Annotated in this window: 11 protein-coding genes and 1 pseudogene; 7 read left to right on the forward strand and 5 right to left on the reverse strand. The window is 39.4% G+C overall.

The features are described 5' to 3' along the window. Positions 1-520 (reverse strand): annotated as a pseudogene (locus M595_RS33100) (calcium-binding protein); the annotation flags it as partial. A 65-nt stretch (positions 521-585) separates the two neighbouring features. Next, a complete protein-coding gene (locus M595_RS18990; protein ID WP_023068040.1) occupies positions 586-1,308 on the reverse strand; it encodes a PEP-CTERM sorting domain-containing protein in 723 nt (240 codons plus the stop codon). Between the two features lie 471 nt (positions 1,309-1,779). On the opposite strand from M595_RS18990, the gene M595_RS18995 reads away from it, so the two are divergent. From M595_RS18995 to M595_RS19010, 4 genes are all read left to right on the forward strand, one after another. Then, complete coding sequence (locus M595_RS18995; protein ID WP_040484354.1) at positions 1,780-3,141, forward strand: helix-turn-helix domain-containing protein; 1,362 nt, start codon at positions 1,780-1,782, stop codon at positions 3,139-3,141. Positions 3,142-3,273: 132 nt separating this feature from the next. Then, the gene (gene psb28 / locus M595_RS19000) at positions 3,274-3,639 is read left to right on the forward strand and encodes a photosystem II reaction center protein Psb28 (RefSeq protein ID WP_023068036.1); all 366 of its coding nucleotides are present in this window, start codon (positions 3,274-3,276) and stop codon (positions 3,637-3,639) included. Positions 3,640-3,656: 17 nt separating this feature from the next. Beyond that, on the forward strand, positions 3,657-4,151 hold the full coding sequence (locus M595_RS19005; protein WP_023068055.1) for an ureidoglycolate lyase: 495 nt from the start codon (positions 3,657-3,659) through the stop codon (positions 4,149-4,151). Between the two features lie 174 nt (positions 4,152-4,325). Beyond that, entirely contained in the window at positions 4,326-5,981 is a 1,656-nt protein-coding gene (locus M595_RS19010; protein ID WP_023068056.1) for an alpha/beta hydrolase, read from the forward strand. Positions 5,982-6,207: 226 nt separating this feature from the next. Here M595_RS19010 and M595_RS19015 read toward each other — a convergent pair whose 3' ends face one another. Next, on the reverse strand, positions 6,208-6,537 hold the full coding sequence (locus M595_RS19015) for a hypothetical protein (protein ID WP_023068041.1): 330 nt from the start codon (positions 6,535-6,537) through the stop codon (positions 6,208-6,210). A gap of 184 nt (positions 6,538-6,721) precedes the next feature. On the opposite strand from M595_RS19015, the gene M595_RS19020 reads away from it, so the two are divergent. The 3 genes from M595_RS19020 (at position 6,722) to M595_RS19030 (ending at position 10,190) form a co-directional block, all read left to right on the forward strand. Continuing rightward, positions 6,722-7,315, forward strand: a complete 594-nt coding sequence (locus M595_RS19020) for a hypothetical protein (protein WP_023068038.1) — start codon at positions 6,722-6,724, stop codon at positions 7,313-7,315. Positions 7,316-7,552: 237 nt separating this feature from the next. Beyond that, complete coding sequence (locus M595_RS19025; RefSeq protein ID WP_023068051.1) at positions 7,553-8,113, forward strand: GNAT family N-acetyltransferase; 561 nt, start codon at positions 7,553-7,555, stop codon at positions 8,111-8,113. Between the two features lie 370 nt (positions 8,114-8,483). Next, positions 8,484-10,190: a sensor histidine kinase gene (locus tag M595_RS19030; RefSeq protein ID WP_023068022.1), complete on the forward strand. Its 1,707-nt coding sequence runs from the start codon at positions 8,484-8,486 to the stop codon at positions 10,188-10,190. Here M595_RS19030 and M595_RS19035 read toward each other — a convergent pair. Next, entirely contained in the window at positions 10,187-11,140 is a 954-nt protein-coding gene (locus tag M595_RS19035) for an MDR/zinc-dependent alcohol dehydrogenase-like family protein (RefSeq protein WP_023068006.1), read from the reverse strand. The genes M595_RS19030 and M595_RS19035 overlap by 4 nt on opposite strands. Before the next feature lie 60 nt (positions 11,141-11,200). Then, positions 11,201-13,027: an ABC transporter ATP-binding protein gene (locus M595_RS19040; protein WP_023068023.1), complete on the reverse strand. Its 1,827-nt coding sequence runs from the start codon at positions 13,025-13,027 to the stop codon at positions 11,201-11,203. Positions 13,028-13,181 lie beyond the last annotated feature (154 nt).

The following is a 13,181-nucleotide window of genomic DNA, read 5'->3' on the forward strand; positions in this document are numbered from 1 at the left end:
TATCGATACCGGGTTGGAAATCAGTAATCACATCCCCGTCAGCGCCCGATGATGCTAGGATAAATTGGTTAGCACCACCGCCACCAGTTAAGGTGTCTAATCCTTTATCACCAGAGACAATACTATTTCCAGACCCTCCAATCACCACATCATTACCCGCACCGCCATACAGACTGTCATTTCCCGGACCTCCAATTAAAGTATCATTTCCGAAATTACCAAATAAAATACTGTTCCCACCACCAGCTTCTAGGAAATCATCATCTTGACCACCAAAGAGGGTATCATTTCCCCCCCCGCCAATAATGGTGTCACTGCCTTGGTTTCCGTAGAAAATCCTTCCTGTATTGTCGTTGAGTAAATTATCGTCTCCCTGCAAAAGTGCGATCGCATCTGGAAAAGGTGAGGCGCTGAAATTGGCAATTTGGTCGGGGGGAAGCTGAGACATGATAATAGAGTCGTTCCCAGTCGTAGCTATACCCAAATCCAATCCGTTTTCGGTGATGATATCAGAAAGCATAATGGTATTTCCTTGAGGGTTTAAAGAATTTACAACAGTCAAAAGACTGGATAGATAATGGCGTGTCAACTATTCTTTTTGACTCTAGTTAGACCCGCGATGGATAGTGCGAAAAGTGCGATCGCGCTAGCGGGTTCGGGGACGCTTTGCGAGTTATCTGTGGCGGATGGATTGTAATTTGATAAGTCGAGGCGAAGTTCCATCCGATAAGATGAAGTGATTTCTCCGAGAAATAATTTTGTCACCACATTTCCCAGGTACAGATTATCCATATCTTCGACAGAAGTGATCGAATAATCGCCCCAATAATTTTCATTAAAAAAGGTAACTCGTTCAAACAAACTGTCTAGTTCCAAAGTTTGCAACCCGGTGTAAATATTGATCGTTTGCCCATTTAACCAATTCGCAAAACCCGCTGTCGTTTCACCGCCGGGAGTGTCTTGAGCCGACAGGGGACGGTAATTGATTTGTCCGTTTTCTCGGATGCCAAAGTCAGAGATAGCATCGTTGGTAATAGCGTACTGCGTACCGTCGCCGGATTCTTCCATTAACGAGTCTTGTGCAAACTGTACCGAACCCCCGTAGAAATCGACAATTTGAAATTCGATGAGCGCGTCTTCGTGTTCCGAATCCCAAAATGAATCGGCTGTATACGACCATTTAATTGTGCTGGTTTCGCCCGGAGTTAGATAGAGTGTCGATGCGATCGCTTCTGTTGCGAAGCCGACGATTGAAATTGTGGCAGCAGTTACGGTGATGAACCCTGAGAGCAGTTTTGTTTTTAACATAATTATTAGTTGTGGTTGTGATGATGAAAATGTTTTGAGTTGACTTTTATGACAGTCTGCAATTTATTGGTTTTCAGGACAATCGTATTTATACCGAAGTTGATCGGTACTCGGCTGAAAATCAATAATTACATTACAGTCAATATTTAATGAAGCCCAGATCAATTCGTCTCATCCGTGATTGTATTCACGGCGCGTTCGCCTGAATCGGAGCAAGTTTTGATTCAAATTGACAGTTAAAATTAAAAGGATTTAATCCTAATTAATTGATGCAGAGTTGTATTTCCCCATGTCTATTATTGTCTGAATTTATTCCAACTTTGGCAACCCTATAAAAGTAGGATTTAGGGGGGATTTATCAATTGTTTAAAACTAAAAAAATGGGATAATGTGGGATTTGGTGGTGAAAAGGGGGATAATGTGGGATAATTAACAGTTACAGGAGGCAAAACTACAACCCCATTTACAGCTATGGAGATGCAAGAAGCTTTGCAGTGGACAGACCATCTGATATTTACCACGACAGGGAAGCATCTGGACTCGCTGCAACGGGCTATTTTGCAGGGGGTATGGGAAGGGAAAGGATATAAGGATATCGCTGAGAAATACCACTGTAGTGGCGATCATGTGAAAAAATCCGCATCGGAATTATGGAAACTCCTGTCAGATATTTTGGGAGAAGATGTTAAAAAAAAGAATGTGCGATCGCTGGTTGAAAATGGGGTATTTTCTTATTACAATGACGGGGTACAAATTGGTAATAATATAAATGTCTGTAACGACCTAAACAATCCCTCAAAAAAACCCAAAAACCGATCGCCTTCCACCACAAAAAAAGAATCTCAACCCCGCCACGACCTCAGCCAAGCTCCAGAAAATATTCTATTCTACAACCGCACTGACGAACTGGCTACTCTCAAACAATGGATATTAGAAGAAAAGAGCCGCATTGTCACCATAACCGGATTATCTGGTATCGGAAAAACCGCCCTCGCCAGACAACTGGTTGAACAAATAAAAGATTACTTTGATCGCATTTTATGGCGCAGTCATCGCAAATTTCCCACTCTCAACGCTTTACAAACTAATCTCATCGAATTTCTCGCCTCACCCGCACCCAGTCAAAACCGATCAATTATTAATTACTTCAACTCGCGTAGTTCTATCTTAGAACATCTGAGAAATTACCGTTGCTTAATTATCCTCGATGACTTACAAGAAACATTAACCCCTGGTGAATTCGTCGGACATTATCGCCCAGAATATCAAAACTATGGTCAACTACTCAACGAAATTGGACAATTAAACCACAACAGTTGTCTACTTCTCCTCAGTTGGGAAAAACCATTAGAAATTGCGACTCTAGAAGCTGAAAATATTTACTGCAAAACTCTACAACTCGCCGGCTTGGGGAAGTCAGCCAGCCAACTTTTAACCGCCAGAAAACTCCAAGACAAAAATCAATGGTCGCGGCTGATCGACTTTTACAGCGGCAACCCTTTATGGTTAAATATAATTGCCACCGCGATTATCGATTTATTTAACGGTAGCGTTCAACAGTTTCTCTCCTATTCTACCCTATTTTTAGGAGACTTAGAACCAATCCTCAAACAACATTATCAACGTCTATCACAATCCGAGAAAATCCTAATCGACTGGTTAGCAAACCAAGACCAACCCGTAGATATCGGCCATAAACCCCCCGAACTTTTATCAGACTCCGATTTTTTTAAAGCGATACAATCCCTGAGAAAACGGAATTTACTCGAAAAATCTCCGGCTTTAAGCCTGCAACCCGCGATCAAACAATACGTCAATAGCTTGACTCTTTAGAATTATAAAAAAGGGGTTTTATTGTTCAATCTCGGTGAGACAGAACTTATTAAAACTTATCACTTTAGCTATTGAATCTCTCTGGGAAACTTTGATAAAATAAAAGTAGTAAGTCTATGCTGGTGATTAGATGTGTCTACATCCATCCAATTTATAGAAGGACTCGACGAAGAAATCAGTGGAGTCAGTCTTCGCAAAGTGCGGAACTCCGATAAAAAAATTGTGGTGTTAACCTTTGAGCGTTTACAAGCCGTCGAACAACTGCGGGCTTATCGCAAAGAAATCAAAAATTTATGGTTGCGGGATGAAGAAGGTGACATTAAAGTTACCCCAACCGGAGTAAAATTTTTCTATGTCGGAGATGATGAACTTTCCAAAGTTGAATGTACGTTTGAAGTAGAATCGGAAAATATCTTTGAACGAGTCATGCGATTTTTAAACCGTTACGCAGAAGAAAACGGTTTTGAATATCAATCGAGTTCTGATCAATCCAATTAAATGTTAGAGGAAAATTAATGAGTGAATCAATTACCGTTCAACAACTCACTGCTGAATGGATTACCCCAGAAATATTTAAACCCTACGGACAAGTTATTTCAGCATCAACAGATGGCAAAACCTACGATGAAACCGATGCTCAACTGAATCTCAAAAATGGTGTACCTCGATTTTACATCATGCGGCTCCACAAAAGAGGTCGCCAATTTAACAAAATTACCCGTCATATTGAATGTACTCAATGTTTAGGGTCATTAGAAGGAAAAGAGTGGTTAATGGCGGTTGCACCCCCTTCAGAGGGCAATGAACCCGATGTCAACAAACTCAAGGCATTCCGTATCCCTGGCAACTGTTTTATTAAGCTAGAAGTCGGAACTTGGCACGCCGGGCCGTATTTTGACGATGAACAGATAGATTTCTACAATTTAGAATTAAGTAATACAAATATTGTCGATCATTTCAGTTACGATTTTATCAAAAGTAAAAACTTACAATTTGAAATAGTTATTTAAACCTATTCGGAGAAAAATAGAGCTTTAAATCCGACTCAAATAGTGACTTTAGATACCATTATTAAATATTTATTATTGAAAGATAAACCAAACGTTATAGTTCACAATTTTCTACGAGTCAATCAATTAAGATTAAAGATATAAGCTATCAGACTCAAATAAGAGCTTAAAACTATGGGTTGGTTAAAATCTCTCGCCTTAAGTATTGTGCCTGCTGTATTGGTTGCCTTACCTGTACCTGTAAAAGCTGCTGAAACGATTGTGTTTCCAGTCGGGAAAATGAATTTAGAGATTTCCCTCAACACCTTAGAAAATTATGCTGAAACTGGTTTACTCCCAGATAATCAACCTCTAGAAACCTATCTCAATTGGTTCACCCCGAGTGAACAACGACAAGTCAGAGAATTATTACGAACTCGTTACTCTTTTGATACCAAAGCGACAGCCCAACTCTTAAAATCTCCGATGGTGGCTTCTTTTCTAGAATACCTGGGGGGTTTGATTCAAAGTGAGTCTGGAGAAAACGGTTCAGAGGCGATTTATGATGCAATAATTGCAGCAACCGCTACCGATCCGGAAGGCTTCAATATTATTGAGATTTTGCGCCAATTCCCCGCAGAAAGTATTCATCTCGATCTCGAAGAAGCCCTCGATACAATGGTGCGAGTGGTTTCTTTAGTTCGTCAAACAGATACCGTGATTACCTCTTTAGAACAATTGGCTTTATCTGAAGTCACGGCTTCTAGTTGGGTTGATTTTAATCAGATGCCTGACTTACGCCAACGCGGATCAATTGAGGTTTCCAAACAAACATTATCTTTATTTGATTGGCAGAGAAATCGTCAATTTGAGGCGGATCTTTATCTCCCCAATCAGGTTGCAGAAAATATCGCAACCGAAAAATCAACTCCAGTTATTGTTATTTCTCATGGTTTAGCTTCTGAACGTTCTCGCTTTGAAGACTTAGCAAGACATCTCGCTTCTTATGGGTTTGCAGTTGCCGTTCCTCAACATCCGGGTAGTGATTATCAAGCGCTACAACAACTACTCGCAGGTGAGAGAAACGATATCTTTGAAGTGAATCAATTTATTGATCGCCCTCACGATATTTCCTACTTGCTCAATCACCTAGAACGGTTAAACAAAAAAGAACTCAAAAATCAGTTAAACTTAGAACAAGTTGGGGTTTGGGGTCATTCTTTTGGGGGATACACAGCCCTGGCGTTAGCAGGAGCAACCATTGATTTTGAGAAATTACAAGCCGATTGTACACTCGAAAATAAAATTGTTAACCCTTCGATGTTTTTGCAATGTCGTGCCTTAGAATTGCCTCAAAGTGAGTATCAATTCCGCGATCCGCGTGTCAAAGCAGTTGTTGTTCTTAACCCAGTTAATAGTGGGGTTTTAGGTCAATTAGGATTAAGTCAAATTTCGATTCCGGTGATGATGGGGGCCAGTAGTGGTGATTTATTAGCACCTGCTGTGATAGAACAAATTCAAACCTTTACTTGGTTAACAACATCTAATCGTTATTTAGTGATCAAACGCGGCGATAGTCACTTTTTTGATGTCAATCAATCAAACGTCAGTGAAATTCCTGGAATGGGCGGATTATTATCGCCAGGAGTTGAAGTCACACGCAACTATATGAATGCTTTGAGTGTGGCGTTTTTCGGAACCTATGTGACTGAAGATTTAGAATACAAACCCTATCTGCAAGCGGCTTATGGTCAAGAAATTGGGGAAGCACCCTATACGTTGAGTGTGCTAAAGTCTCTAACTCCCACAGAATTTTCTAAGGTGGTGAGTGGGAATATTTCGAGGAATTAGCCGTTATAGTTTGCCAAATAAAAAGCGATATCTTTGGCAGTTTGTGATCGGTGTTAATCCTTTTCGATCCTCAAGGGAGATCGGGAAAGTCGAAAACACTTCTGACTTTTGACTTCTGCCTTGTATTGATGGGGAAAAATCGGAAAAATCAGCAAAAGGGAGAAAGTAGAATGAAGGGGATTTCCACTCTCTCCCGATTTGATCACAAAATTTATGTCAAGAGGAACTAAACGCTAACCCCCTGACATTGAGGACAGTTACAACCCGAGTAAGGATTTTCGGATTGATGAGAGTCAGTTTGAGCGATTAAGGGGTTATTGTTGAAAGAGGTTGAATTTATTGCGTATTGACTCAACTCAGCCGACATTTGGTTTAGACTCACAGATGGGGTTGAGTTTTGGTGTTTGACAGAGGTTGAGTGAGAAGTGCCAATCAGTTGAGCGACTAAACGAGGAGTATACTGTAAACCTAGCACCGTCTGCGCGATCGCAACGACAGAAGCTAAAATAACCGTCAATGCCAAAGCCAAAATGCGGGGGAGTTTTAAAAGTTTCATAACCAGGATAAGAGTCTAATAGGTCTATTGATTGGTTTTCTTTTCCCAGGATAGCTTCTCAGGAGGCTCAGTAGAAACAACTCAAAAAATGAATTCGTTCCTCTCGGTTGAAGCAGTGTCCAGTACACTAGATAACATCTCATCTAATATTTGTGGATTTCAACCACGAGGAGAGTAGATCTAGATGATTCGATTCAATTTATTGTCTCAAAGTTCCGTCCGATTTTGGGGTTTGTTGTGTTGCAGTCTTTTGATCGGGTTCACGGCGATCGCTCAAGCCGGGGGGCCACCCCGACCACAAGGAAAACCTGCGGTAGTTGAACCGGAGGAGGAGGAGGAGGAAGAAATGGAGGCCGAAGAAGCGACTCCTGCGGCACCGACAACCACTCCGGCTCAACCTCTGCGAGATGAACAGCAAGAAGAACCCCAAAGTTCTGAACCTCCCCCTCGTTTTCCTGAACCCAGTGCGATGATGTCCCTGAATGGTCGTCAATCGGTGACTGTTAAGCTTGTGAATACCACAGATGCAACAATTGCTTATCAAGTGATCGAGGGAACAGGAGAACGAACTTTAGAGGGAAGTTCTCAGGTGGAATTACAAGGATTACCGATTCCGTTAAATTTGACTTATCGGCGTCAGGATGGTGGATTGTTGCTGGTGGTTCCGAAAGCCGTGGAACCAGGCGTGTTAGAGGTTCGTTTTCAACCAACGGGTAATTTCTTTTTCGACACCCGATCTTTAAATATTACAGGAACGGGTTCAGTATTCTTGAACTAAAATTTCAACTCAAGCCGAATCATTTTTGGCAACGTTTTTAGAGATTTTTTCTAGTTTTGATCAGCTCCTCACCTTTTTTTATTAAGCTCACTCACGATTGAATTAATTATAAAATCATTCTTTAAAAGTCTTTTTGAATTCAATGTTAATGTCCGGTCAGATTTGGCTGTTCTGCTCTCTCTAAAAAATTCTTGACACGCTTCACAATGATTTTGATAAACTCCTTTTGAAATGATCATGCAATTTCAAAATCTTTCTATACAATTACCGATTCAAACTTCTCGTTTACTGATTAGACCGTTTATTTCTCAGGACTTAGCGGGCTACTTAGCGTTTATGCTTGATCCAAAGTCTACTGAATATTTAGCATTTGAAGATTCCCAAAAAACCCTAGAAGGTGCAACTGAACTTTTCAATTTTGTGTGTTCTAGCTATGAATCAGATCAGATCATTCATGCTTATGCAATTGCGCTCAATCATTCCAATGAATATGTGGGTTCTTGTGGGTTTGCACCGGATCAGGCAAATTCTGTTGAAATTTATTATAGCATTAATTCTCAGTATCGCAGACAAGGCTACGCTTACGAAGCGACAAAAGCATTATTAGATGTACTTAAAGCAAATGAATGGATTTCAGAAATTAGAGCTTATTCGGCACCGAACAATATAGCCAGTCTTCAGCTCGCTCAAAAACTTGGCATGATATCCAAAGGTAAAGTTGTCCATCCTCATTCGGGGTTAGAGGGATTTCTTTTGAGCCTAAACTGTAAGAATGATCGAAATTCTGAACGGGCATAAATACACAACAAAAGTTAAAATGAGTTGTCTAGGATAAAACGACACAGAGCAAGTACAAAGATGTTCTTCATTTCCTGATTGTTCACATAATTTTTAACTTTCTCAACTTTGGCTCGAATAGAGATTATAATAGAGAATTAAATAAATAGACAGTCTTTCAGCCCGAATGCAAATCCTCTTTCTGCTTGACATAAATGCTGTCGTCTTATAATTGTAGTTATCTGTTACTTCATCTTGATAATTAGACCACAATTGAACAGGTGAGAGGTTGAACTATTTAAAATAAAGTTGAATCTTTTTTGAAGTTTCAGTTGACTAGATTTTTTCAAAAAATTTATGTCATTACCTTATAAAAAATTTGTTAAACTCTATGGATAATCTCACCAAATCTAACACCAGTCACAATCAATCTTTTTTTTGTCAATTAAAACAAACTAGCATTGTTCACAAAATTTACTGGGGATATGGTATTTCTCTAGGAATTGCTGTATTAGGGGTCTTAGTAGGTTTGGGGTTAGGAAATCACTATCATCAAACTGCAAAAGAACAACTAAAAATTGCTCGAACTCAAGGTTCACTGTTAGGCAAATTGCAACTTTTATCTGTTGAATTTAGACCGGAAAAAGAATTTATTCCAGTCTTAAGAGATGAACCTTTATTTCGTCAAGCAGAAACCGATTTTGATCGTCGAATTGAACAAATGAAAACCTTACTGACTCAACTCCAAGCCACAACAGTTTCAGATCAAATCACTCCTATGCAGCCTTTTCTAGAAGTGTATGAACAGGTGGTTGATGATTATGCTCAACGTCAGCGAATCATTTTAAATTTATTGGCGAAAGACAAGTGGGAAACAGCAGATTTTTCTCGAACAGAACGACAAATTAATCGGTTTTCAAATAGTCCTCCTGCGGTTAAATTTAGTCGTTATTCTGATGAACTAAAAACTTTAATTGAATCTTCAGAGCAACAAATTGACCAAGCCGAACAAGCCTTAGTGAAAGCAGATAAATTTAGAACTTTTGTGATTTTAGCCAGTTTATTACTTTCAATTATAATTGCAACAATTTTAGCTTTTTATACAGGTCGAACAATTGCTCGTCCGATTCAAAAAGTCACTGAAGTTGCACAAACAGTAACAGGTACAGAAGATTTTGATTTACGAGTTCCTGTGACCAGTACAGATGAGGTGGGTATATTAGCAATTTCTTTTAATCAATTAATTGAATGGATTGAACACTATATACGCGAATTAAATGATACTCAAACTAAACTCATTCAAACGGAAAAAATGTCAAGTTTAGGTCAAATGGTTGCAGGAATTGCCCATGAAATTAATAATCCAATCAGCTTTATTCATGGGAATCTTAATCACATTGAATCTTATGCAGAAGAACTTTTAACTGTGGTTACACTTTTTCAAAAACATAGTTCACAAATTCCACCGGAAGTTACAAATTTAATTGAAGACAGTGATCTAGACTTTATTCGTGAAGATTTTCCTAAGATATTACAATCTATGCGAATGGGAACAGATCGAATTTGTGAAATTGTTCTCTCTTTGCGAAATTTCTCCCGTTTGGATGAAGCCCAAGTCAAAGCTTGTGATTTACATGAAGGATTAGAAAGTACATTGTTACTCTTAAATCATCGTTTAAATTCTCAAATTGATCTCGTTAAAAACTATGGTAAAATTCCGGAAGTTGCTTGTCATCCGGCTCAAATTAATCAAGTTTTTATGAATATTCTCAGCAATGCAATTGATGCACTGTTAGAGCGAGAAAATCAACTTGACAAAAAAATTATGATTCTCACCGAAAGTCAAGAGGAGCAAGTCATGATTAGAATTTCTGATAATGGGGGCGGAATTCCAGCCGAGATTTTAGGGAAACTATTCGATCCCTTTTTTACAACAAAGCCTGTTGGAAAAGGAACCGGATTGGGTTTGGCTATCTCTTACAAAATCATTGAAAAACATCAGGGCAAAATTCAAGTTTATTCTTCAGAACATGAAGGAACAGAATTTCTAATCACTTTACCCATTCAAAGTTCGATTGAGAATGAAATGCAAGATTAACTCATCTCTAATAATATCTTCATCACGCCTTTTTGTTGAGCATGGTTGAACGCTTCTAAACCTTCACTCAGCGGATAACGCGCTTGAATTAGTGACTCTACATCAATTTTATTTTCAGCTAATAATTCTAACGCTGGAGCAAAGGGGCCGCAACGGGAACCTATCAAAGTAATTTCATCGACAACTAACGCGGACGCATCAAAAGTTAACTTTCCGGCGTAGGTACTTTTTAATACCAAAATTCCCCGAGGACGTAAGGCTTGATGAGCGAGTTCAAAACCGCTGGGGTTGCCCGTACATTCAACGGCAATATCGAAAGTTTTTGGCTTAACTGCATCTGAAAACCCCGTTTTTATTCCTCGTTTTTCTAAGTTTTCTAACTTCTCCCGATGGCGACCAATAGCTAATAAATCACAACCTGTTAACGCTAACGTTTGGGCGATTAATTGACCGAGTTTGCCATCTCCAACCACTAAAACTTTTTGATTGGGTTGAATCGAAATTTGTTGCTGAATTTCCAACGCTGCGGCTACGGGTTCGGTAAAAGTTGCCGCGTCTGTAGCAACATTTTCAGGCACTAAATGTAGGTTTTTTAACGGTAAGGTGAGATAATCAGCAAAGGCACCATTGCGGTTAACAATCCCTAAAACCGTGCGGTTTTCACAGTGGGTTGGTTGTCCGGTGCGACAAAACCAACAGTCTCCACAACTGGCGTTAATTTCACCCACGACTCGTTGATTGATGAATTCTTCAGGCCCTTGTTCAATAATTCCTACAAATTCGTGACCTAAAATTCCTTTGTATGGGTAGTAGCCGCGAATTAATTCTAAGTCTGTATTGCAAATTCCTGCTCTTAAAACCCGTACTCTCACCTCATCTTTTGGGGGTTCAGGAACGGGAAGATTATCTCTAAATTGAAGCTGCTGATTTTCGAGCCAAAGTCCTTTCATAGATCTTTTAATTCTACTCTACTATTATCATAGATTGGGCAAATTATAGCAAGTCTAGTCTTAACTTCCTAACATTTGCAACTGGTACAAACGAGCATAAACCCCCTGACGTTCAATTAATTCTTCGTGACTGCCAAACTCGATGATTTCACCCTGTTTTAACACCAAAATTTTGTCTACATTTCTAATCGTTGACAGACGGTGAGCGATAATAATAGCGGTGCGGTTTTCTAAAAGTCGTTCTAAGGCTTCTTGAATTAACGCTTCTGTCATCACATCTAAATTAGCTGTAGCTTCATCAAGAACCAATATTTTCGGGTTACGAATGGCGACTCTCGCAAAGGCGAGTAACTGTTTTTGACCACTAGAAAGATTGGTTCCTCGCTCTCGAAGTTCTGTGTCATAACCTTGGGGTAATTTCTCAATAAAAGAAGCAATATTAGTTTTTTCTGCCGCGATTCTTATTTCATCCATGCTGTAGGTTTCACCCAAAGAAATATTACTTTTGACATCTCCAGCAAAGATAAAACCATCTTGTAAAATCACTCCAATATGACGGCGAAGTTCGGCTTGAGGTAAATCTCGAATATCGATTCCATCCACTAAAATTCGTCCTTTATTCGGTTCATACAAGCGACACAATAAACGAATAACTGAACTTTTTCCCGCACCAGTTGGCCCGACTAAGGCGATTTTTTCTCCCGGGTGAATGGTAAAATTCAAATTTTTTAAAACGTATTCGTCTTGTTTATAAGCAAAATTGACATTTTCAAATTTAATTTTACCTGTAACTTTGGTTTTCTGGGTGCTAAAATATTGACGATGATGGTCTTCAGGGTCACGAATTTCTACAGATTCACTCAGAAGATTATTAATTCGTTCAATCGCAGTTAACCCGGCTTGAATAGCTGTAAATTTATCTGCAAATTGTCGCAACGGGTCAAACAAACGTTGGGCAAAAAGAATAAAAGAAGAAAGCGCACCAAAGCTGAGAGTTCCTCCCACAACTTGCTGTCCACCAAACCACAAAACAGCACCAATTGCAACGAGGGCAATCCATTCTAATGTTGCAGATACGGCTGAGTCATAAAAAATAGTTTTATCAACGGCTTTGATATAGCGATTGTTGTTGGAACGAAACAAATCAGCATTAAAGGGTTCCCGACGGAAAAGCTGAACGACGTTAATTCCGGTGAGGTTTTCTTGTAACTTTGAGTTTAAATTAGAGAGTTCTTCTCGGGCTTTGTAGTTGGCGACACGATATTGTTGTTGAAAGTAAATAATGACGGCTGTTACGGGAAAAATAGAGAAAACCAGGATTAAAGCCAGTTTCCATTGTAGAGTAAACATCGTAACTGCGATTACCCCAATCGAAAATAAATCACTAATAATCCCTATTGCACCTGTGGAGAAAACGTCCCCTAACGCATCAATATCACTGGTGAGACGAGTGATTAATTTTCCGACAGGTGTACGGTCAAAAAATCGCACAGCTAATGAGGTGACATGATGGAATAAATCATTGCGAATATCAGCAGTTATTTTTTGCCCAACTTTCTGTACTAAAAACCCTTGTACCGCTTGTAAAATGAAACGTAGAATAATCGTGATTAACAACAACCAAGCCAGAAAATTTAATCCCTCAGACTGCGACATTGCATCGAGAAATTCGTAAGTCGGTTCACCTCGAATTAGTGAAATTGTCTGTCCGATGAGAAGAGGTTGAATCGCGCCCGAGATAGAGAGGGGAACTAACAGTATCATGGAAAGGACGAGGATTCCTTTACTCCGTTTGGCGTATCCTCCTAGACGGGCTATGAGTCGCCAGTCTGTCTCCCGACCGGGTTGATTTTTGCGAGTTTTGCTTTGTGGAAATAGGCTAGTCATTCAAAAAATATCTGATTTTTGCTAATAGTCGAACAGGTTAAACGTTCTTAATGTAGCATTTTTAGCTGAAAATTTCTCAGTAAACGGACAGATGTTGGTTAAAGTTATAGATTTCTGGTTGATTTTTAGTGATAATTGATGATAAGATAAAATC

It is taken from the genome of Lyngbya aestuarii BL J, assembly GCF_000478195.2.
GTDB lineage: Bacteria > Cyanobacteriota > Cyanobacteriia > Cyanobacteriales > Microcoleaceae > Capilliphycus > Capilliphycus aestuarii.